Consider the following 20,912-nt stretch of genomic DNA (forward strand, 5'->3'; position numbering starts at 1 on the left):
TGCTATCTCCAGAGGGAGCTGCGGCCTATACGGCTTCTCCGGCCTTCTCGGCGTCGTCCGCCTTCTCGGCCTTCACCGACTTCGCGGCCTCCTCCGCCTTCCCGGCCGCGGCCTCCGCCTTCCCGGCCTGCTCCGGCAGCGTCGGCGGGACGTCCTCCACTCCCTCGCGCGTGGCCGGCACGACCTCGCCGGTGGTCCGCTTCAGCGTCCCGGCCGCGATCTCCTCCGCGAAGTGGCAGGCCACCCGGTGACCGCCGCCGACGTCCCGCAGCTCGGGGCGTTCGGTCGAGCACCGCTCGGCCTGGGCCCACGGGCAGCGGGTGTGGAAACGGCAGCCGCTCGGCGGGTTCGCCGGGGAGGGCAGGTCACCGATGAGCAGGATGCGCTCGCGCCGGTCCTCCACCTCGGGGTCCGGCACCGGCACGGCCGACATCAGGGCCTTGGTGTACGGGTGCTTCGGCTCGGCGTAGAGCGCGTCGCTCGGTGCCTCCTCGACCAGGGCGCCCAGGTACATCACGCCGATCACGTCGGAGATGTGCCGGACCACCGCGAGGTCGTGGGCGATCACCACATAGGTCAGGCCGAGCTCCTCCTGGAGCTCCTCGAGCAGGTTGATGACCTGGGCCTGGACCGACACGTCGAGCGCGGAGACCGGCTCGTCGCAGATGATCACGTCGGGTTCGAGGACGAGGGCGCGGGCGATGCCGATGCGCTGGCGCTGGCCGCCGGAGAACTCGTGCGGGTAGCGGGCGAGCGCGTTGGAGGGCAGGCCGACCTTGTCGAGGATCGACTTGATCTTCTCCCGGCGCTCCTCCTGGTCCTTGCCGATACCGTGCGCGACCATGCCCTCGGACAGGATCGACTCGATGTTCTGCCGGGGGTTGAGGGAGCCCAGCGGGTCCTGGAAGACCATCTGGAGCCGGCGCCGGAAACGGCGCATCTCCTCGCTCGGCAGCTTCGCCAGGTCGGTGCCGTCGAGGACGACGGAACCCTCGGTGATGTCCACCAGCCGCAGCACCGACCGCCCGAGGGTGGTCTTGCCGCAGCCGGACTCGCCGACCAGGCCGTAGGTCTGGCCGGCCTCGACCTTCAGGGAGATCCCGTCCACGGCGTAGACGTGGCCGACCGTGCGGTCGAAGAGGACACCCTTCTTGATGGGGAAGTGGACCTTGACGCCGTCCAGTTCGAGCAGGCTCATGCGGGGACCTCCTCGGCCTTCGCGTCGTCGAGTACGGGGTGGACGCACCGCACCTCGTGACCGGTGGCGCGCGGCTCGGTGAGCGGCGGGGTGCCGGTCAGGCAGTTCATCTCGTACCGGTCGCAGCGGGGCGCGAAGGCGCAGCCGTCGGCCCAGGCGATGCGGTCGTTGATGGAGCCGCGGATGGGCTTGAGCGCCTCGCCCCGGGGGGCGTCCAGACGCGGGATGGAACCCAGCAGCCCGTGCGCGTAGGGGTGGGTGGGGTGGGCGAACAGCTCGCGGCGCCCGGCGGACTCCACGACCTTGCCCGCGTAGAGCACGTTGACCTGGTCGCAGAGACCGGCGACCACACCGAGGTCGTGGGTGATCATCAGCAGGGCGGTGCCCTCCTGGTCCACGAGCTCCTTGAGCAGCTCCAGGATCTGCGCCTGGATCGTCACGTCGAGCGCCGTGGTGGGCTCGTCGGCGATGAGCAGGCTCGGGGCGCAGGCCACCGCCATGGCGATCAGCGCGCGCTGGCGCATACCGCCGGAGAGCTGGTGCGGGTACTCCTTGAGCCGGCGGGTCGGGTCGGGGATGCCGACCCGGTCCAGCAGGTGGGCGGCCTCCTTGCGGGCGGCCTCCCCCTTCATCCCGCGGTGGCGCTCCAGGATCTCGGTGACCTGCACCCCGACCGGGATGACCGGGTTGAGGGAGGACAGCGGGTCCTGGAAGATCATCGCCATCTGGCTGCCGCGCAGGTCGCGGCGGGCGGACGGGCTCATCGTGAACAGGTCCGTGCCGTCGAACGTGGCACGGCCGCCGATCTTCACGCCCTTGTGGGGCAGCAGCCCCATCAGGGCCAGGGAGGTGACGGACTTTCCGCAGCCGGACTCGCCGACCAGGCCCACGACCTGGCCCTGGTCGACCTCGAAGGAGACGCCGTCGACCGCCCGGGACTCCTTGCGGCCGGCGCCGCCGAAGGTGATGGTCAGTTCGTCGACAGAGAGCAGAGACATGGTGGTTCAGCCCCTCAGCTTCGGGTCGAGGGCTTCCCGCATGGCCTCGCCGAGGAGGGTGAAGCCGAGGGCGGTGATGATGATGCCGACGGCGGGGTAGACCGCCATCATCGGCGCGTTGTCGAAGAACCGCTGCGCCTGGGTGAGCATGACGCCCCACTCCGGGATGGCCGGGTCGGGGTTGCCGAGGCCCAGGTAGGACAGGGCGGCGGCCTCGATGATCGCGGTGGCCAGGGAGAGCGTGGCCTGCACGATCACCGGGCTGAGCGAGTTGGGGATGATCTGCGAGAGGACGATGCGCCGCTTGCGCACGCCGAGGGACTTGGCGGCAAGCACGTAGTCCGCGCTGCCCTGGGCCAGCATGGAGCCGCGCAGCAGCCGCGCGAACACCGGGATCTGCACGACACCCACGGCGATCATGACGGTGGTCAGTGACTGCCCCATGACGGCGGCGATCGACACGGCCAGCAGCAGCGAGGGCATCGCCAGCATGATGTCGATGAAGCGCATGATGACGGAGTCGATGCGCTTGCCGCGCTCGCCGCCGAGGGTGGCGAAGGCGCCGGCCAGGCCGCCGATCAGGAAGCCGATCAGCAGGCCGATGGTCGTGGCGACGACACCGACGAGCAGCGTCTGGCGGGCGCCGACGAGCATGCGGGAGAACATGTCCCGGCCGAGGTGGTCGAGGCCGAACCAGTTGTCGGGGCGCATGCCGACGAACTCGCCCCGGTTGGCGAAGACCTCGTCCCGCCAGGTCTGGGCGGTCGGGGAGTACGGGGCGATGTAGGGGCCGACGATCGCGAGGAGGATGAACAGCGCGATGACGACCGCGCCGATGATCGCCATCTTGCTGCGCTTGAGACGCCGGAACGCCTCCCGCCACAGGCTGGCGCCGGTGCTGGTCTCCTTGGTCGCGGCCAGTTCGGCGAGACGCTGGATCTTGTCGGTCTTGGTGGCGACGCTCATTAGTGCACCCGCACTCTCGGGTCGATGAGGCTGTACGCCAGGTCCACCAGCAAGTTGATCAGGACGTAAATCAGCGCGATGAACATGATGAACCCGACGAGCACCGGGTAGTCGCGGCCGTCGATCGCGGTCCGGATGAAGGAGCCGATGCCGCCGAAGGAGAACACCGACTCGGTCAGGACCGCGCCGGACAGCAGGGAGCCGGTGAGCAGACCGACCGCCGTGATCACGGGGAGCAGCGCGTTGCGCATGACGTGCCGGCCGCGGACGACGCTCCGCTTGAGGCCCTTGGCCTCGGCGGTGCGGACGTAGTCCTCGTCCTGCACCTCGAGCACGCTGGCGCGGGTCATACGAACGATGACCGCGAGCGGGATGGAGGCCAGGGCGATGGAGGGCAGGATCAGGTGGGTGATCGCGTCCCAGGACGCGTCGAACTCCCCGGTGAGGATGCCGTCCAGGACGGCGAAACCGGTCACGTCGGTGGCGTTGATACCGGTGTCCTGGCGTCCGTAACTGGGGAAGATCCCGAGCTGGACGGCGAAGATCTGCTTGAGGATCAGGGCCAGGAAGAAGACCGGGATGCAGATGCCGACGAGCGAGCCGGAGACGGCGGTGACGTCGAGCCAGCCACCGCGGTTGCGGGCCGCGAAGTAGCCGAGGGGCACGCCGACCGCGACGGCGATGAGGATCGCGAGGAGCGACAGCTCCACGGTCGCGGGGAAACGCAGGACGAACTCGTCCCACACCGGCTGTCCGGTCTGGGTGGAGGTGCCCAGGTCGAGTTCGAAGATGCGCTTGAGGAAGCGCCAGTACTGAACGTAGACGGGCTGGTCCAGCCCGAGCGCACGGTTGATGCGCGCCACTTCGGCCTCGGTGGCCTTTTCCCCCAGGATCGCTGAGGCGGGTCCACCGGGCAGCCGGTCGAGCCACAGGAAGAGAAGAACCGACAGGCCGAGCAGCGTGGGTATGAGCTGGAGCAGTCTTCGTACGACGAGACGCAGCACCCCGCATGCCCCTTTCTTGCGTGATGTCTTACATGAATGGACCCGCCCGGCCGCCGAGTTGCGGCGGCCGGGCGGACTCCCCCCGTTGAACTACTACTGCCGTTTACGTGCCTACTTGAAGGACGTCTCGGAGAAGACTTCCTGCGTCAGCGGGGAGACGTTCGGCGGGTTCACGTTCTTGGCGAACGCGATGGCCGGCGGGGAGGACGAGATCGGGACACCCGGGATGTAGGCCATGATGGCCTCGTTGGCCTTCTCGTAGGCCGCGACGCGCTCCTCGGCCTTGCCCATCTTCGAGCCGGCGTTCACGGCGTCGAAGACCTTCTGGTCCTTGAAGCCCCACTGCTTGTCGTACCCGGCGAACCAGGTGCCGATGAAGTTGTAGCCGTCGTTGAAGTCACCGGTCCAGCCGAGCATGTGCAGGGCGCAGGAGCCCGCCTCGGTGGCGTCGATGTAGTCCGGGGCCCACTTCATGGCCTTGGGCTTGACGGTGATGCCGGCCTTCTCCAGGTCGGCCTTCATCAGCTCGAACAGGTCCTGCGGGGCAGGCATGTACGGGCGGGTGACCTCGGTCGGGTAGCAGAACTCGATCTCGAGCTTCTCCTCCCCGGCCTTCTTCAGCAGACCCTTGGCCGCGGCGGTGTCGAACGGGTACTTCGTGACGTTCTTGGAGTAGCCCGCGATGGTGTCCGGCATGAACTGGTCGGCCACCTTGCCGCCCTCGGGCAGCTGGGTCTTGACCAGGTTCTCCTTGTCGATCGCCTGCGCGATCGCCTGGCGGACTTCCTTCTTCTTGAGCGCCGGGTTGGCCTCCTGGCTCATGCCCACGTAGAAGAGGTTGAAGACGCCACGGGTCGGGACGACGTAGCCCTCCTTCTTGAGGGTCTCGACGTCGGCCGGGGCGACCAGGTCGTAGCCGTCGATGTCACCGGCCTGGAGCGCCTGGCGGCGGCCCTCCTCGGTGTCGATGGTGCGGAAGACCAGGTTCTTGATCTTCGCCTTGTCGCCCCAGTAGTCGTCGAAGCGCTCAAGGGTGACTTCCTTGTTGCCCTTGTTCCACTTCGTGATCTTGTACGGGCCGGTACCGGCGACCGTGCCGGCCTCCTGGCTGTACTTGGGGTACGTGATGGCGTCGCCCTTGGCGGAGGCGTCCTGCTTCTTGTACGCCTCGATGGCCTTCGGCGAGTGGATCGCGAGGGCGTTGAGGGAGAAGCCGCCGGGGAGGTTGGCGGAGGGCTTCTTGACCTCGATGACGGCGGTGTTCTCGTCCTTCGCGGTGCAGGACTTGTAGTTCGCCTCGGGCGTCTCGGGGTCCTCGTTCTTCGCGAAGCCGCCCATGATGGTCTGCCAGTAGTAGGAGACCGCGCTGGACTGGTAGGTGCCCGTCCAGTTGAACCAGTGGTCGTAGTTGGCGCAGACGGCCGCGGCGTTGAGCTTCTCGCCGTCGTGGAACTTCACGTCCTTGCGGAGGTTGAAGGTCCAGACGGTGCCCGCGTCGTTGCTCGACCAGGTCTCGGCGAGACCGCCGACCAGCTCGGTGCCGCCGGACTCGTGCTCGAGCAGGGCCTCGAACGCCTGGCGCGTCACACGGAAGGTTTCGCCGTCGCTCGCGAGGGCAGGGTCCAGGGAACCCGGGTCACCGGCACCGGCGAAGACGAAGGTGTCCTTGTCGCCACTGCTTTCGTTGTCACTGTCCCGCTCGCTGGAGCAGCCCGTGGCAATCAGACCGACCGCCACCGCGGCCGTGATCGCCCGAGCGACTCGGGACTTGGGTATGCGCATATTGGGGCCACTCCGGGTCCGCTATGTGGATGCATCTTGACCGCCCGAACACTACTCACGTTCGCAGGGAGTCAGGAACAGTCCGGATACCGGTGATACCTACCTGAGATCTGAACACTTGACATATGGGGCGGTTCAGGCGCTCCCCCGCCGGGTTTCGACCCCGCGGACACGGAGCGCAGCCGCCCAAGGCCGGTTCTGCGACCGGCTGTCGGCGTGGAGACCGGGTGAAACCGCAGGTGACAGGGGGTCAGTGGGTGGTCGCTGAGTGCGCATGGCCGAAAACCTGACGGAAAATCACCTACGGGCGGGCCGAGGTCCGGACCATGTCGGAGCATGTGTCCACATCGTGGACACGGTGACGCTGAGTCAGCGCGGGCGAGGACGTGGCGCGACCCGGTGAGCGCGTCAGGATGTACGGATACGACCCGGTCAGCGCTGGTGCGCGGGCGGGTAGCCGTACCCCGCGGCGGGGGGCCGGGCGGCGCCGTGCGCCTCACGGTCGTAGAAGGGCCGGGCGTTGGCGCGCAGCCACATCGCGACCGGGTCGTGCTCGTCGGACATCGCGACGGTCGACACGGGCAGTCCGTCCGGGACGGCGCCCAGGGACTGCTGCATCATCGCCCGCACCGCGTCCACGGCGGGCGGGGAGGTGTCGTACACGTCCAGGCCGATGGCGAGGTACGGGGCGCCCAGCGCGGGCTGCACCCAGGCCCGGCGCAGGGCGCGGACGGCGGGGGTGCGGTGGGCGTTCTGCGCGAGGAGGGCGTAGAACTGAGGGATCTCGATGGCCGGTTCGGACAGTCTCAGCGGCCCCGCGGGCTGACGGTCCAGACCGCCGGCGATCCGGCGCAGATCCAGCCAGGGGATGCCGACGCCGCCGCCGGGGGCGTGCGGATTGAGCCAGAGACCGTAGCGGTCGGGGTAGAGCGCGCGGGCCGCTTCGAGGCCGTCGACGACCTCGTAGGACCGGTTCCAGCCGCTGGCGGAGAGCTCCTGCGCGGAGGTGACACAGGGCGCGTAGCCGAGGCCGTCCACCTCCATGTTCCCGTACTGGGCGTCGGGGGAGCCGGCCTGGCCGTGCCACAGCAGCATCCAGACCTGGCCGGACGAGGGGGTGGCCAGGGCGCGCAGCAACGCCTCGTAGGCGTCGTAACGCCCGGGCGTCACCTGGCGCAGCATGTGCTCGACCTGTCCGGCCGCCGCGGTGCCAGCGCTCACTTTGTATCGCCCCTCCGTACAACCTCGCCAGCGGATGAACCTAGCGTAAGCCTCCGGCGGATGGGCGGGGTGGGCTGTGCAGCGCCGGGTGGTTTCGGGGGGCGCGGGAGAGCTCGGGGGCTACGCATCGTCGGGCGGGTGCGGGTTTGTTGTGGTTGATCGCGCCCGCGCGGCGGAGCCGCATCTCAGTACGGTCCCGCGCCCCTTCGGGGCGCTAGTGGTGGCGGGTGTAGAAGGGGGTGACCCTGGTGTGGAGCCAGTCGGCCACCGGGTCCTGGGCGATGTCCATGAGGACGAGGTTGACCGGCCAGGGGGTCGGGGTGCGGCCCAGGGCTCGGCCGAGGGCGTCCAGGGGGAGGGTGCGTACCTCGCCCTCCCAGTGGGAGAGTTCCACGCCGACGAAGAGGACGGGCGCCTCCGTCTCGATCGCGGCCAGGCAGCGGCGGGCGGTCGTCACCACGCCGGTGGCCTCGAACTCCTCCGAGGCGGCCGCCAGGAAGTCCACCGGGTCCTCCTGCCAGTCGGGTTCGAACAGGCGGACCCGGCCGCCGCTCGCCGCGCCGTCCAGCGGGGTGTGTCCGGCCCGGCACAGTTCGGCCACGGCCGGCGGCGGCAGCGGTACGGCGACCACGCCACCGGGGTTCACCGCGATCCCAGCCTGCGGCGGCAGCCCGCGGGCGAACTCCACGGCGGGGGCGATCGTGTACGACATGTGGGAGCCGACGACCCGGCGGAACTGTTCCTCGGAGGTGAAGACGGGGACGTAGGCCTGGCCGTCGATCTCCAGGGTGGGCAGGTCCAGCGGGCCGCTGTGCGGGCCGCCGCCGTTCGGCAGCGGGACCCAGACGAAGCTGCGGCCCAGTACCTCGATGATCCGGCTCCCCGCCGAGGGGACGCCGAGCGAGGCGGAGAGCACCTCCTCCAGCTCGTTGCCGGGCCATCCGCCGTGCGGATGGGGGTGCGTCTGGGCCGGGAACGCCGGGAAGTCCATCTTTCGTCTACCGCCTGCCTGGAACCACTGCTGTGGGCGGCAAGGTTATCCGGTCAGCCCGCGAAGCCGATCCGGCGCAGTGCGTCCGCCGCGTGCCGGTCCACCAGCACCGCCGAGCCGCAGTCCGCGGGCAGCCATCCGCGCTCCACCGCGCGCAGCAGCCGCTCGCTCGCCGCGCGGTGCCGCCGGAACGCGTACCGGGAGACCCCGCGCCCGCGCTCGCGCTGGCCGGCCAGGGCCTGCTGCGGGGTGACGTCGAGCAGGAGCAGATGCAGGCGCGCCCCCCGGCGGCGGGCCTCGCGGGCCAGCCAGCGCCGCACCCAGGCCTGGGTGCCGCAGTCGTGCACGACGACCGCCGCCCCGGCGCGCAGCGCGCGGCGCAGACCGGCGTAGTGGGCGAGGCGTACCAGGGGGCGGTAGACGGCGTAGGGCAGCAGGCCGGGCATGCGGCGGTCCCAGCGGTCGCGGGTGTCCTGGGAGTCGATGCGGGTGCCGCGCACCGTGCGGCGCATCAGCGTGGACTTGCCGCTGCCGGGCAGTCCGGTGACCACGACGAGGTCGCGGGGCCCGAAGAGCAGGGCGCGCGGGCTGCGGCCGTCCCGGCCGCGCAGATCGCGGACGAGGGGCGCCGGCAGTGCGCCGGAGTCCCTGCCGGCCCGGTCGGCCGACTGCGGGGGCAGCGTGACGCCCGTGGTGGCGGCGCACGCCGTGGTCCTGTTCACCGTGTTGGTCCTCCCCTGGGACCGGCTGTGAGTCCGGTTCCCCGCCGAGTGTAAAGAGAAGGTAATGCCCCGGTCTCCCGTTTCCGTGCCTTTCCCGCAACAGGCCTGTCACAGCTCCCTGTGACCGTGCCCGTACAACCTGTGCATCCCAGGAAAGGGTCCCCCTGCCGCACGCTCAAGATGCGTGCAATGATGTGCGCGCCAACTGCATACCGGCCGTTTGAATCCGCGCGGGAGAGTCCCCGGCACCGTTTGCCGCCGGGGCGCCGAAGGAGCAAGTCCCTCCCTTGAATCTCTCAGGCCCCGTTACCGCGCGGGCGAGGCACATCTGAAAAGCGGGCCGCTGCAGCCGTGCTCCAGTGGCTCCACCCAAGGTGCAAGCCGTGCTCCTCCGCTGTGCGGGCGGTCATGGCGAACCTCTCAGGTTCCGATGACAGATGGGGAGGAAGTGCCCTCGCCCTTCATGCCTCCTGGGAGACCGACCGATGAGCAGTACCGAACCTCGCCGGACCGCGCTCGATGCCCTGCACCGGTCGCTCGGTGCGACGATGACCGACTTCGCCGGCTGGGACATGCCCCTGCGCTACGGCTCCGAGCGCGACGAGCACAACGCCGTGCGCACGAAGGCCGGCCTCTTCGACCTCTCGCACATGGGCGAGATCGCGGTCGCCGGCCCGCAGGCCGCCGCGCTCCTCGACCATGCCCTCGTCGGCAACATCGGCGGTGTGAAGCCCGGCCGCGCCCGCTACACCATGATCTGCCGCGAGGACGGCGGCATCCTGGACGACCTGATCGTCTACCGGCTCGGCGAGACGGAGTTCCTGGTCGTCGCCAACGCCTCCAACGCGCAGACGGTGCTGGACGCGCTCGTCGAGCGCTCGGCCGGTTTCGACGCCGAGGTCCGCGACGACCGTGACGCCTACGCGCTGCTCGCGGTGCAGGGCCCCGAGTCGCAGGGCATCCTCGCCTCGCTCACCGACGCCGACCTGGACGGCCTGAAGTACTACGCCGGTCTGCCCGGCACGGTCGCCGGTGTCCCCGCGCTCATCGCCCGCACGGGGTACACCGGCGAGGACGGCTTCGAGCTGTTCGTGAAGCCGGAGCACGCGGTGGAGCTGTGGCAGGCGCTGACCAAGGCCGGCGAGGGCGCGGGCCTGGTCCCGTGCGGGCTGTCCTGCCGGGACACGCTCCGCCTGGAGGCGGGCATGCCGCTGTACGGGAACGAACTGAGCCCCTCCCTGACGCCCTTCGACGCCGGTTTCGGCCGGGTGGTGAAGTTCGAGAAGGAGGGCGACTTCGTGGGCCGCGCGGCGCTGGCCGAGGCCGCCGAGCGGGCCGCGGCGCAGCCGCCCCGCGTCCTGGTCGGCCTGGTCGCCGAGGGCCGCCGCGTCCCGCGCGCCGGGTACGCGGTGGTGGCGGGCGGCGAGGTGATCGGCGAGGTCACCTCCGGCGCCCCCTCCCCCACCCTGGGCAAGCCGATCGCCATGGCGTACGTCGACCCGGCGCACGCGGCGCCCGGCACCGAGGGCGTCGGCGTGGACATCCGCGGCAGCCACGAGCCGTACGAGGTCGTGGCGCTGCCGTTCTACAAGCGGCGGAAGTGACACCGTCGTCGGACGCCCCGCGCGCCTGAGGTGAGCAGGTCGTGCCTGCTCACGGGCGCCGCGCGCAGCCCCCTCAGTCATCCGTCATCCCCCTGTACAGGAGAATTCAGGCCATGAGCAACCCCACGCAGCTGCGTTACAGCAAGGAGCACGAGTGGCTGACGGCCGCCGAGGACGGCGTGTCGACGGTCGGCATCACGGAGCACGCGGCCAACGCGCTCGGCGACGTGGTCTTCGTCCAGCTCCCCGAGGTCGGTGACACCGTGACCGCGGGCGAGACCTGCGGCGAGCTGGAGTCGACCAAGTCGGTCAGCGACCTCTACTCCCCGGTCAGCGGTGAGATCACCGAGGTCAACGAGGACGTCGTGAACGACCCGTCGCTGGTGAACTCGGCGCCGTTCGGGGACGGCTGGCTGTTCAAGGTGCGCGTCACCGACGAGCAGGCCGACCTGATGACCGCCGCCGAGTACGAAGCCGCGATCGCGGGCTGAGGAGTCGTATCCGTATGTCGCTTCTGAACACGCCCCTGCACGAACTCGACCCCGCGGTGGCCGCCGCGGTCGACGCCGAACTGCACCGTCAGCAGTCCACCCTCGAGATGATCGCCTCGGAGAACTTCGCCCCGGTCGCGGTCATGGAGGCCCAGGGCTCGGTCCTGACGAACAAGTACGCCGAGGGCTACCCCGGCCGCCGCTACTACGGCGGCTGCGAGCACGTCGACGTGATCGAGCAGATCGCGATCGACCGGGTCAAGGAGCTCTTCGGCGCCGAGCACGCCAACGTGCAGCCGCACTCGGGTGCGCAGGCCAACGCGGCCGCGATGTTCGCGCTGCTCAAGCCCGGTGACACGATCATGGGCCTGAACCTCGCGCACGGCGGGCACCTGACCCACGGCATGAAGATCAACTTCTCCGGCAAGCTCTACAACGTGGTCGCCTACCACGTCGGCGACGACGGCCGGGTCGACATGGCCGAGGTGGAGCGCCTGGCCAAGGAGAACAAGCCGAAGCTGATCGTGGCCGGCTGGTCGGCGTACCCGCGCCGGCTGGACTTCGCGGCGTTCCGCCGGATCGCGGACGAGGTCGGCGCGTACCTCATGGTCGACATGGCGCACTTCGCCGGTCTGGTCGCCGCGGGTCTGCACCCGAACCCGGTGCCGCACGCCCACGTGGTGACGACCACCACGCACAAGACCCTCGGCGGTCCGCGCGGCGGTGTGATCCTCTCCACGGCCGAGCTGGCCAAGAAGATCAACTCCGCGGTCTTCCCCGGTCAGCAGGGCGGTCCGCTGGAGCACGTGGTCGCCGCCAAGGCGGTCGCCTTCAAGGTGTGCGCCACCGAGGAGTTCAAGGAGCGCCAGCGCCGCACCCTGGAGGGCGCCCGCATCCTGGCCGAGCGCCTGGTCGAGGACGACGTCCGGGCCGTGGGTGTGGACGTGCTGTCCGGCGGTACGGACGTGCACCTGGTCCTGGTGGACCTGCGCGACTCCGAGCTGGACGGGCAGCAGGCGGAGGACCGGCTGCACGAGGTCGGCATCACCGTCAACCGCAACACGATCCCGAACGACCCGCGCCCGCCGATGGTGACCTCGGGTCTGCGGATCGGCACGCCCGCCCTCGCCACCCGCGGCTTCACGGCCGAGGACTTCGCCGAGGTCGCGGACGTGATCGCCGAGACGCTGAAGCCGTCCTACGACGTCGAGGCGCTCCGGGCCCGGGTGACGGCGCTCGCCGGCAAGCACCCGTTGTACCCCGGTCTGAAGTAATTTCGTACGCTTTTATTGGTACGGACATCCGGGGCATCGCGCACACTGGGTCGGTGGGCGCGGTGCCCCGCACCGTGAACCGCATGAACGTTCCCTCACCCGTCGCTCTGCCGAACCACCCCTTCCCGGTGGACAGCGTCGTCCGCCGAACCCTTAGGAGTCCTCCCGTGGCCATCTCGGTCTTCGATCTGTTCTCGATCGGCATCGGCCCGTCCAGCTCGCACACGGTCGGCCCGATGCGGGCGGCCCGGATGTTCGCCCGGCGGCTGCGCAACGAGGACCTGTTGGACTCCGTCGCCTCGGTGCGGGCGGAGCTGTACGGCTCCCTGGGCGCCACCGGCCACGGCCACGGCACGCCCAAGGCGGTGCTGCTGGGCCTGGAGGGCGACTCGCCGCGCACGGTGGACGTGGAGTCCGCCGACGAACGGGTGGAGAAGATCAAGGACGGCGGCCGGATCCGGCTGCTCGGCGAGCACGAGATCGCGTTCTCCTTCGACGACGACATGGTGCTGCACCGCCGCAAGGCACTGCCGTACCACGCCAACGGCATGACGCTGTGGGCGCACGACGCCTCCGACGCGGAGCTGCTGTCGAAGACGTACTACTCGGTGGGCGGCGGGTTCGTCGTCGACGAGGAGGCCGTGGGCGCGGACCGCATCAAGCTCGACGACACCGTCCTGAAGTACCCCTTCCGCACGGGCGACGAGCTGCTGCGCCTGACCCGGGAGACCGGTCTGTCGATCTCCGCGCTGATGCTGGAGAACGAGCGCGCCTGGCGCAGCGAGGAGGAGATCCGGGCGGGCCTGCTGGAGATCTGGCAGGTGATGCGGGCCTGCGTGGACCGGGGCATGTCCCGCGAGGGCATCCTGCCGGGCGGGCTGAAGGTGCGCCGCCGCGCCGCGAACACCGCGCGCAAGCTGCGCTCCGAGGGCGACCCGCAGGCGCTCGCCATGGAGTGGATCACCCTCTACGCGATGGCCGTGAACGAGGAGAACGCGGCCGGCGGCCGGGTCGTCACGGCGCCGACGAACGGCGCGGCCGGAATCATCCCGGCCGTCCTGCACTACTACATGAACTTCGTGCCCGGCGCCGACGAGGAGGGCGTGGTCCGCTTCCTGCTGGCGGCCGGCGCGATCGGCATGCTCTTCAAGGAGAACGCCTCCATCTCCGGCGCGGAGGTCGGCTGCCAGGGCGAGGTCGGCTCGGCCTGCTCGATGGCCGCGGGCGCCCTCGCCGAGGTGCTGGGCGGCTCCCCGGAGCAGGTGGAGAACGCCGCCGAGATCGGCATGGAGCACAATCTCGGCCTGACCTGCGACCCGGTCGGCGGCCTCGTCCAGATCCCGTGCATCGAGCGCAACGGCATGGCCGCGGTGAAGGCGGTCACGGCGGCACGGATGGCGATGCGCGGCGACGGCTCGCACAAGGTGTCCCTGGACAAGGTCATCAAGACCATGAAGGAGACCGGCGCGGACATGTCGGTCAAGTACAAGGAGACGGCCCGGGGCGGGCTCGCGGTGAACATCATCGAGTGCTGAGGCTCACGCGCCGGCGCCGGCACCACGCCGCAGGGCGCGCCCGATCCTCCGCACCGCGGTGGCGGGCGCCAGCCCCCGCTCGACCCGCAGGAGAAAACTGACCGGGGAGGCGGCGAGCGCTTCGTCGCGCTGTCTGCGCGCCCCGCCGAGGACACCGACGGCCGCGGCGCCGACACCGGCTACGAGACCCGTCGCGCTGCCCGCCAGGGTGCCGCCGAGCGCGCCGATCAGCCCGCCCGCCACGGCCGCCGAGGTGGGGGTGTCGAAGGTGGTGCTGACGGACGTGGTGATCGTCTGGAGGCCCACGCCGTTGATCGCCCTGCGCAGCTTCTCCAGCTCGACGTCGAAGTTCTGGTGCACCGCCTGCCGTACGTACAGGTCCAGGGCCTGAGCACTGCTGATGCCGGCCAGTTCCCCGGACAGGTCCGCGACCGTGCGGGCGACGGCGTCCATGTAGGCGTGGAACTCCGGCTCGTACCGCGTGCGGAGGTCCACGATCCGCTCGGCGGGCACCATGGCGAGCCGCGCGGGCAGGACGCACCGCACGGAGAGCACCCCGACCCGCTCGGTCAGACCGCCGGTCTCCACGGGAGCGGGGGCGCCGTCCAGCAGGACGGCCGCCATGCGTGCGGTGTCCCAGGCGCCCACGGCCGTGTGGGAAGCCTCCTGGTCGGTGACGGGCAGGAGAGCGGCGCGCGCGGCGAGTTCGGCCGTCAGCGCGCATTTGTAGACCCAGGCGAGCGCCGGGTCCAGCGCAACCCAGGGGTGCGGGGTGCCGTGGCTGAAACTGTTGCGTACGCGCCACACCGCCAGCCCTGTGTCGAACAGGACCTCCGTGAGCTCCGGCGTCATCTCCCCCGGGTACAGGCCCGCCAGTTGCCGGTCGCCGGGCCGGAGGCCGTGCCCGCCGTTGCCCGCCGGCACCCGGGGGCCCGGCGGTGCGGGCTCGGCGTTGATCACGTCCCCGGCGTCGGGCGCGTCACCGTCACGGACGCCGAAACGCCTCCGCACCTCTTCCTCCCGCTCCTCGACCAGCCGCAGCAGACGGCCGGAGGCCACGGCGACGGCGTCCTCGGGATCGATGTCCTCGACGAAGCCGAGCCCCTCCCGCAGCACCCTGACGTGGTCCGGGTCCGCGAGCCGGAACCCTTGCGGCACGACCCGGGCCACCTGGGGCAGATACAGGGCGGCGGCCTTGACCCAGGCCGGATCGCGGAAGTGGACGTACGGGTAGTACAGGCCGATGCGCTGCACGGTCACGCTCCTTGGCGGCTGTCCCGACGCGTGGACGTCGTCGTGAGGGGGAAGTAATCATTCAACTCCCCTCCCCCCACGAGCACATCAGGGAGCAGGCAATGCTGCGCGGCATCGACGTGAGTTCGTACCAGTCGTCCTCGTACGACACCGACGGTCTGTCCTTCGTCTTCGTGAAGGCGACGGAGGGCCGTACGTACACCAACCCCAAGCTCTCGGCCCAGACGAAGCGGGCGCGCGACGCGGGACTGGTCGTCGGCTTCTACCATTTCCTCTGGCCCGGCAACCTCACCGCCCAGGCGGAGCACTTCGTGAAGAAGGCCCCGGAGAAGCGGGGCGACATCCTCGCGGTCGACTGGGAGACGACGGGCGACGGCACGCGGGCCGGCAACGCGGAGAAGGACCGCTTCATCCGCAAGGTGAAGAAGCTCCGGCCCCACCACAGGGTCGTCCTCTACTGCAACCGGAACTTCTGGCTCAACGTCGACACCACCTCCTACGCGGGCGACGGCCTCTGGATCGCCGACTACGTCTCCGCCGGCAAGCCCCGCATCGAGGCCGCGTGGCGCTTCCACCAGTACACCGACGACCCGTTGGACAAGAACGTGGCGGACTTCTCCAGCAGGTCGGCGCTGAAGGAGTGGGCGGAGGGCGCCTAGCTACCCGCGGAACCCCGGCCCCCGCTCGGCCCTTCCGGGAGTCGATGTCCGATCCGGTCCCCTTCGGGACCCCGCGTGATCGGCACCGGCCTCCCGGACGGGCGGGCTGTTGCGGGCCGGACCGGGCCTACTTGTTCAGGTGGGCCCAGAACTCGTCGAAGGAGAGGACCTTGTCGCCGTTCAGGTCGCGGGACTTGATCACGGCCTCCGCGACGGTCTCGGTGACGTTCCAGTCCCCGCCCTCGGCCAGAGCGGTCTTGAACTCGGCAGCGGTGATGAACCCGTCCCCGTCCGTGTCGATCCGCTCGAACTGCTTGCGCGCTTCCTCGATGTCCGCCACCGGACCGCCCCTCGTGTCGTACCTTGCCGTCTTTCTGACGGAGGTCAGATTATCCGGCGGCCCGGGACCGCCATGCGGCGACCACCCACCCGGTTCACGTCTGCCAGTCTGGGCCTTCCAGTGGGCGGAAAGTGACACTCGGGGAGCGGCACGGTGGCGGAGACTCTGCGGGACATGCTCGACGCGGCGGCGCGCGGCGTCTTCCCGGCGGCGGACGGGGGGACGACGGTGGTGCCCCAGCCGTCCGGCCGGGACGCGGGGGTGCTGGCGTTCACGGCGCACTCCGTCGTCTTCACCGACGAGGATCCCGCGTGGGTGCGGCGGACGCTGGCCTCGGCCGACTGCGACGCCCTGGCCGCCACCATGAACGTCCGGTTCCTGGCCGCGTTCATGGAGCGCACGGGGCGGCGGACGGACACGATCGACGTCATGACGGTGGCGCCCGCGCTCACGGATGCTCCGCCGCTCGCCCTGGAGGAGGTCGGCGACCCCGGCCACCCCCGGGTGGTGAGCGCCCTGCGGCGGCGTGACGACGTGCGGGTGTGGACGGCGGACGGCGGTGTGCTGGTCCTGGGGCGGGGCCTCGCGGGGCGGCTGGAGGTCGCCGTGGAGGTGACGGAGGAGGCACGGCACCGGGGACTGGGGCGCCGGCTGGCGCTGGCGGCACGGCGGCTGGCGGGGGGCGAGCCGGTATGGGCACAGATCTCGCCGGGGAACGCGCGCAGCCTGCGGGCGTTCCAGGCGGCGGGGTACCGACCGGTGGGCTCGGAGGCGTTGTTCCTACCGGACTGAGGGGCTGGTGGAGGGAGTCCGGCAGCGGGCGCCGGGACGGTCGCTGCCCCCGTCCGGCACGGGAACGCCCTCGCCGAGGAAGGGCGCAGGCACCGGGGCGCCGTCCCGGACCAGGCGGCTCCCACGAGGCGGCGGCCGTACGCGGCAACGGGTGCCGGCACGGTCGCTGCCCCCGGTCCGGCGCGCGAACGCCCTCGCCGAGGAAGGGCGCAGGCACCGGGCTGCGTCCACGGGGGCGGCCGTGCGCGGCAACGGGTGCCGGGCCGGTCGCTGCGCCCGTCCGGCGCGCGAACGCCCTCCGCCACGGAAGGGCGCAGGCACCGGGGCACCGTCCCGGACCAAGCGGCACCCACGGGGCGGCGGCCGTACGCGGCAGCGGGTGGCGCGGGACGGTCGCTGCGCCCGTCCGGCACGGGAACGCCCTCCGCCACGGAAAGGCGCAGGCACCGGGCGGCGTCCACGGGGGCGGCCGTGCGCGGCAGCGGGTGGCGGGACGGTCGCTGCCCCCGGTCCGGCACGGCAACGCCGTCCGCCATGGAAAGGCTCAAGCACCGGGGCACCGTCCGGACCAGGCGGCACCCACGAGGGTGGGTCGTGCGCGGTGGCGGGTGCCGGGCCGGTCGCTGCGCCCGGCCGGTGCGGGAACGCCCTCCGTCAGGGCCGGCACCGGGCGGCGTCCACAGGGGCGGCCGTGCGCGGCAGCGGGTGCCGGGACGGTCGCTGCCCCCGGTCCGGCACGGCAACGCCCTCGCCGAGAAAGGGCTCAGGCACCGGGGCACCGTCCGGACCAGGCGGCACCCACGAGGGTGGGTCGTGCGCGGTGGCGGGTGGCGGGACGGTCGCTGCGCCCGTCCGGTGCGGGTACGCCCTCCGTCAGGGAAGGGCACCGGCACCGGCACCGGGCGGTGTCCATGCGGGACGGTCGTTGCCGTCGGTGTGGTGTGGGAGGGGGCGGATCTGCGGACGGGGAGGCGCGGGTAGCGGGCGGTGCTCGCGGGGTGGGGCGTGTTCCCCGGTGGGTGTGTTCGGCGTCGGCTTCGGGGCGTGCCACGCGGGGGGCGCACGTCCGGAGATTCGTGGGGGCTCAGCGGTCGATGACGCGCATCTCGAACCAGGTGGTCTTGCCGCGGGGCAGCAGGTCGACGCCCCAGCGGTCGGCGAGTTCGTCGACGAGGAAGAGCCCGCGGCCGCTGACGTCCAGCTCCTGGACCGGCATGAGGCAGGGCAGGCCGCGGGACGGGTCGCGGACCTCGATGCGGACCCAGCCGCGCCGGTGGCGCATACGGAGGCCGAAGACGCGGGCTCCGGTGTGGCGTACGGCGTTGCCGACCAGCTCGGAGACGAGCAGGACGGCGTCCTCGGTGATCCTGGCGCCCAGGCCCCACTGTCGCAGGACGACCACCTGGACGAGCCGGCGCGCGGTGGCGGCGGACTCGGGGCGGGAGGGTAACGGAACCTCCGCTTCCGTGGGGTTGCCGAATAACTCCAGCGCCTTCAGGGCGCTTTCGTCCTCGACCGTCGGCGACCAGCGCGACACGGTCGCACGTCCGTCTCCCCGCGGCTGTTCCCTGCCATCCAGCCCCGCCATGCCCCCATCATGGCCGCCCGCCGTGTCCTCCGGGGCCGTTCCGGGGGAATGCGCCCCCTGCGCACCCGCGCCGGGCAGCGGGCCCCCGGCATGTGCGGCCGGCACTTCGGAGCCCTCGAAAGCCCGCCCGACCTGCGGAAACGACTCGCTCTCAGGCAATCGACGGGCTCCCTCGACACGAGCGGCTTAAGGGTGCCCCAAGGCTCCCACAATCCGCCCCATCGAGGGACCCGGATCAGACATCGCGTCAATGGCAAGCCCCCGAAGAGGTTCTTCAGCGGGGCGTCACAGGAACTTCGCCTTGCCGGGGCCCTCTTCGACGAAGCTGCGCATCCCGCGCTCCCGGTCCTCCGTGGCGAACAGGCCCGCGAACCAGTTGCGTTCGACGGCGAGGCCGGTCTCGATGTCGGTCTCCAGGCCGGTGTCGACCGACTCCTTGGCCGCGCGCAGCGCGATCGCCGGGCCCTGGGCCAGCTTCGCCGCCCACGCGTGCGCCTGCGTGTAGACCTCCTCGGCGGGGACCACACGGTCGACCAGGCCGAGCGTCAGCGCCTCGTCGGCCCGGACCTGGCGGCCGGTGAAGATGAGGTCCTTGGCCCGGGAGGGGCCGATCAGCCGGGACAGCCGCTGGGTGCCGCCGGCGCCCGGGATCAGGCCGAGCAGGATCTCCGGCTGGCCGAGCTTGGCGTTCTCCCCGGCGATGCGGTAGTCGGCGCAGAGGGCGAGTTCGCAGCCCCCGCCGAGCGCGTAGCCGGTGACGGCGGCCACGACCGGCTTGGGGATGCGGGCCACCGCGGTGAAGGAGTCCTGGAGCGCGCGGGCCCGCAGGACCATCGCCGCGTGGTCCATGGCCTGCATCTCCTTGATGTCCGCGCCCGCCGCGAACACCTTCTCGCCGCCGTAGATCACCACGGCGCGCACGTCGTCGCGGCGGGTGGCCTCCTCGGCGAGTTCCTTCAGACGGTCCTGCGTGGCGACGTCCAGCGCGTTCATGGGCGGCCGGTCCAGCCGCAGCGTGCCGACGCCTTCGGCGACTTCGAGATGTACGGTCATGCCCCGCAGGTTAGCGGGCGTTCACTCCATCGAGACAGCCCCGCACCCCTCGACGGGGCGCGGGGCTGCCGTCCCGCCCGCTACGCCTTCCACTTCTCCCAGGACATGTTCCAGCCGTTGAGGCCGTTGTCCGGGGCGACGACCGCGTCGTTGGAGTTCTTGACCACCACCACGTCGCCGATCATGGAGTTCTCGAAGAACCAGGCGCCGGGCGCCTTCTTGTCCCAGCCGCCGCGCACGTCGCGCAGGCCGATGCAGCCGTGGCTGGCGTTGTAGTTGCCGAAGGCGTCGCCGCCCCAGTAGTTGCCGTGCAGGAAGGTGCCGGAGGTGGTGAGGCGCATGGCGTGCGGGACGTCCTTGATGTCGTACTCGCCGCCGTAGCCGACCGTCGCGCCGTTCATCCGGGTCACCTTCAGCCGCTCGCTGATGACCATCTGGCCGTTCCAGGTCTCCATGCCGGCCGCGCCCGCGGTGATGGGGATGGTCTTGACGACCTTGCCGTCCCGCTCGACCTTCATCGTGTGCTTCTTGACGTCCACGACGGAGACCTGGGAGCGGCCGATGGTGAAGGAGACCTTCTTGGACTGCTCGCCGTAGACGCCGTCACGGCCCTCGACGCCGTCGAGGTTGAGGTCGACGGTGACCTTGGTGCCGGCCTTCCAGTAGTTCTCCGGGCGGAAGTCGAGGCGGTCGTTGCCGAACCAGTGGCCCTCGACCTCGACGGCCGGCTCGGTGGTGATGCGGATGGCCTTCTCGACCTCGTCGGGGTTGGTGATGCCCCGGGTGAAGCGCAGCGAGAACGGCATGCCGACGCCGACCTTGGAGCCGTCCTCGGGGGTGAAGTGACCGATGAAGGTGTTCTTCGGCGTCAGGGTGGTGAAGCTGGCGTCCTCGGCGGCGGTACGGCCCTCGGAGTCCTTGGCGACCGCGTGCACCGTGTATTTGGTGGAGGCGGCCAGGTGGGTGGACGGCGTCCAGGTGGCGCCGTCGCCGGATATCTCGCCCTCGACCTTGCCGCCGTCCGGGTTCTTGACGACGACCTCGGTCAGTTTGCCCTTGCCGACGGTCACCTTCAGCGCGCCGCTGGTCTTGACGGACTCGGCGCCGTCCCCGGGCGCGATGCTCACCACGGCCTCGGACTGCTTGCTCTGCGCCGCGGTGGAGCCCTTGCCCTCGGCCTCGGCGTCGCCCGAGGCGCTTCCCGCGTCCGCTCCCCCGCCGCCGCAGGCGGTGACCGCCAGCGCCAGACCGAGCGCCAGCGCCGCCAGTCTCCTGCCGCCCCGTCGCCGCGCGCCCACCGACGCCCCCGATATCGGCCCCACGTTCACTTGTTTCTCCCCTCGGCGGCCCCGGCCCTGTTCGCCGGCCCCGCGCCCCAGTGCGCCCCTCGCGCACTCGGCCGCATAGTAACCACAGGCCAGGGGCGTTCTCGGCGGCGGT

Annotated in this window: 19 protein-coding genes and 2 riboswitches; of the genes, 6 read left to right on the forward strand and 13 right to left on the reverse strand. The window is 71.1% G+C overall.

Translation table 11 applies throughout. The annotated features are described in order from the left end of the window. Positions 1-25 precede the first annotated feature (25 nt). The 8 genes from ACZ434_RS16760 to ACZ434_RS16795 form a co-directional block, all read right to left on the reverse strand. Entirely contained in the window at positions 26-1,198 is a 1,173-nt protein-coding gene (locus ACZ434_RS16760) for an ABC transporter ATP-binding protein (protein ID WP_468456304.1), read from the reverse strand. Continuing rightward, positions 1,195-2,196 carry an ABC transporter ATP-binding protein gene (locus tag ACZ434_RS16765; protein WP_468456306.1) on the reverse strand — a complete coding sequence of 334 codons (1,002 nt, stop codon included), beginning with the start codon at positions 2,194-2,196 and terminating at the stop codon, positions 1,195-1,197. Before ACZ434_RS16765 ends, ACZ434_RS16760 begins: the two co-directional genes overlap by 4 nt. A 6-nt stretch (positions 2,197-2,202) precedes the next feature. Further along, positions 2,203-3,162 (reverse strand): ABC transporter permease, encoded by a 960-nt coding sequence (locus tag ACZ434_RS16770; protein WP_468456308.1) that lies wholly within the window; start codon positions 3,160-3,162, stop codon positions 2,203-2,205. After that, positions 3,162-4,166 carry an ABC transporter permease gene (locus ACZ434_RS16775; protein ID WP_468456310.1) on the reverse strand — a complete coding sequence of 335 codons (1,005 nt, stop codon included), beginning with the start codon at positions 4,164-4,166 and terminating at the stop codon, positions 3,162-3,164. Before ACZ434_RS16775 ends, ACZ434_RS16770 begins: the two co-directional genes overlap by 1 nt. Positions 4,167-4,277: 111 nt before the next feature. Continuing rightward, the gene (locus tag ACZ434_RS16780) at positions 4,278-5,948 is read right to left on the reverse strand and encodes an ABC transporter substrate-binding protein (RefSeq protein ID WP_468456312.1); all 1,671 of its coding nucleotides are present in this window, start codon (positions 5,946-5,948) and stop codon (positions 4,278-4,280) included. A gap of 432 nt (positions 5,949-6,380) precedes the next feature. Then, on the reverse strand, positions 6,381-7,169 hold the full coding sequence (locus ACZ434_RS16785) for an enhanced serine sensitivity protein SseB C-terminal domain-containing protein (protein ID WP_468456314.1): 789 nt from the start codon (positions 7,167-7,169) through the stop codon (positions 6,381-6,383). Between the two features lie 214 nt (positions 7,170-7,383). Continuing rightward, positions 7,384-8,160 carry an enhanced serine sensitivity protein SseB gene (locus tag ACZ434_RS16790; protein ID WP_468456316.1) on the reverse strand — a complete coding sequence of 259 codons (777 nt, stop codon included), beginning with the start codon at positions 8,158-8,160 and terminating at the stop codon, positions 7,384-7,386. Positions 8,161-8,213: 53 nt separating this feature from the next. Beyond that, complete coding sequence (locus ACZ434_RS16795; RefSeq protein ID WP_468456318.1) at positions 8,214-8,882, reverse strand: AAA family ATPase; 669 nt, start codon at positions 8,880-8,882, stop codon at positions 8,214-8,216. Between the two features lie 221 nt (positions 8,883-9,103). After that, positions 9,104-9,204, forward strand: a riboswitch (glycine riboswitch). Next, a riboswitch (glycine riboswitch) is annotated at positions 9,205-9,329 on the forward strand. Positions 9,330-9,367: 38 nt separating this feature from the next. On the opposite strand from ACZ434_RS16795, the gene gcvT reads away from it, so the two are divergent. The 4 genes from gcvT (at position 9,368) to ACZ434_RS16815 (ending at position 13,786) form a co-directional block, all read left to right on the forward strand. Next, complete coding sequence (gcvT, locus tag ACZ434_RS16800) at positions 9,368-10,486, forward strand: glycine cleavage system aminomethyltransferase GcvT (protein ID WP_468456320.1); 1,119 nt, start codon at positions 9,368-9,370, stop codon at positions 10,484-10,486. 113 nt (positions 10,487-10,599) lie between these two features. Beyond that, positions 10,600-10,977 (forward strand): glycine cleavage system protein GcvH, encoded by a 378-nt coding sequence (gcvH, locus tag ACZ434_RS16805; RefSeq protein WP_468456322.1) that lies wholly within the window; start codon positions 10,600-10,602, stop codon positions 10,975-10,977. A 14-nt stretch (positions 10,978-10,991) separates the two neighbouring features. Beyond that, entirely contained in the window at positions 10,992-12,251 is a 1,260-nt protein-coding gene (gene glyA, locus ACZ434_RS16810) for a serine hydroxymethyltransferase (protein WP_468456324.1), read from the forward strand. A 167-nt stretch (positions 12,252-12,418) separates the two neighbouring features. Further along, positions 12,419-13,786: an L-serine ammonia-lyase gene (locus ACZ434_RS16815; RefSeq protein ID WP_468456326.1), complete on the forward strand. Its 1,368-nt coding sequence runs from the start codon at positions 12,419-12,421 to the stop codon at positions 13,784-13,786. A gap of 3 nt (positions 13,787-13,789) precedes the next feature. Here ACZ434_RS16815 and ACZ434_RS16820 read toward each other — a convergent pair whose 3' ends face one another. Then, complete coding sequence (locus tag ACZ434_RS16820) at positions 13,790-15,040, reverse strand: DUF6236 family protein (RefSeq protein ID WP_468456328.1); 1,251 nt, start codon at positions 15,038-15,040, stop codon at positions 13,790-13,792. A gap of 101 nt (positions 15,041-15,141) precedes the next feature. Between ACZ434_RS16820 and ACZ434_RS16825 the strand changes: the two genes are divergently transcribed. Further along, the gene (locus ACZ434_RS16825) at positions 15,142-15,699 is read left to right on the forward strand and encodes a glycoside hydrolase family 25 protein (protein WP_468456330.1); all 558 of its coding nucleotides are present in this window, start codon (positions 15,142-15,144) and stop codon (positions 15,697-15,699) included. A 127-nt stretch (positions 15,700-15,826) separates the two neighbouring features. On the opposite strand, the gene ACZ434_RS16830 is transcribed toward ACZ434_RS16825, so the two are convergent. Beyond that, on the reverse strand, positions 15,827-16,039 hold the full coding sequence (locus ACZ434_RS16830; RefSeq protein WP_468456332.1) for an EF-hand domain-containing protein: 213 nt from the start codon (positions 16,037-16,039) through the stop codon (positions 15,827-15,829). 153 nt (positions 16,040-16,192) lie between these two features. On the opposite strand from ACZ434_RS16830, the gene ACZ434_RS16835 reads away from it, so the two are divergent. Continuing rightward, positions 16,193-16,831, forward strand: a complete 639-nt coding sequence (locus tag ACZ434_RS16835) for a GNAT family N-acetyltransferase (RefSeq protein ID WP_468456334.1) — start codon at positions 16,193-16,195, stop codon at positions 16,829-16,831. A 1,084-nt stretch (positions 16,832-17,915) separates the two neighbouring features. On the opposite strand, the gene ACZ434_RS16840 is transcribed toward ACZ434_RS16835, so the two are convergent. The 3 genes from ACZ434_RS16840 to ACZ434_RS16850 form a co-directional block, all read right to left on the reverse strand. Then, positions 17,916-18,419 (reverse strand): ATP-binding protein, encoded by a 504-nt coding sequence (locus tag ACZ434_RS16840; protein ID WP_468456336.1) that lies wholly within the window; start codon positions 18,417-18,419, stop codon positions 17,916-17,918. Positions 18,420-18,704: 285 nt separating this feature from the next. After that, positions 18,705-19,472 carry an enoyl-CoA hydratase/isomerase family protein gene (locus tag ACZ434_RS16845; protein WP_468456338.1) on the reverse strand — a complete coding sequence of 256 codons (768 nt, stop codon included), beginning with the start codon at positions 19,470-19,472 and terminating at the stop codon, positions 18,705-18,707. 80 nt (positions 19,473-19,552) lie between these two features. Then, positions 19,553-20,800, reverse strand: a complete 1,248-nt coding sequence (locus tag ACZ434_RS16850) for a L,D-transpeptidase (protein ID WP_468456340.1) — start codon at positions 20,798-20,800, stop codon at positions 19,553-19,555. Positions 20,801-20,912 lie beyond the last annotated feature (112 nt).

Source organism: Streptomyces sp. NPDC030893 (assembly GCF_055571535.1).

Bases quoted from the DNA above. Each gene is read 5' to 3' on its own strand.
- ACZ434_RS16760 (WP_468456304.1), bottom strand. From the start codon at position 1,198: ATGAGCCTGCTCGAACTGGACGGCGTCAAGGTCCACTTCCCCATCAAG.
- ACZ434_RS16765 (WP_468456306.1), bottom strand. From the start codon at position 2,196: ATGTCTCTGCTCTCTGTCGACGAACTGACCATCACCTTCGGCGGCGCC.
- ACZ434_RS16770 (WP_468456308.1), bottom strand. From the start codon at position 3,162: ATGAGCGTCGCCACCAAGACCGACAAGATCCAGCGTCTCGCCGAACTG.
- ACZ434_RS16780 (WP_468456312.1), bottom strand. From the start codon at position 5,948: ATGCGCATACCCAAGTCCCGAGTCGCTCGGGCGATCACGGCCGCGGTG.
- ACZ434_RS16790 (WP_468456316.1), bottom strand. From the start codon at position 8,160: ATGGACTTCCCGGCGTTCCCGGCCCAGACGCACCCCCATCCGCACGGC.
- gcvT (WP_468456320.1), top strand. From the start codon at position 9,368: ATGAGCAGTACCGAACCTCGCCGGACCGCGCTCGATGCCCTGCACCGG.
- gcvH (WP_468456322.1), top strand. From the start codon at position 10,600: ATGAGCAACCCCACGCAGCTGCGTTACAGCAAGGAGCACGAGTGGCTG.
- glyA (WP_468456324.1), top strand. From the start codon at position 10,992: ATGTCGCTTCTGAACACGCCCCTGCACGAACTCGACCCCGCGGTGGCC.
- ACZ434_RS16825 (WP_468456330.1), top strand. From the start codon at position 15,142: ATGCTGCGCGGCATCGACGTGAGTTCGTACCAGTCGTCCTCGTACGAC.
- ACZ434_RS16840 (WP_468456336.1), bottom strand. From the start codon at position 18,419: ATGGCGGGGCTGGATGGCAGGGAACAGCCGCGGGGAGACGGACGTGCG.
- ACZ434_RS16845 (WP_468456338.1), bottom strand. From the start codon at position 19,472: ATGACCGTACATCTCGAAGTCGCCGAAGGCGTCGGCACGCTGCGGCTG.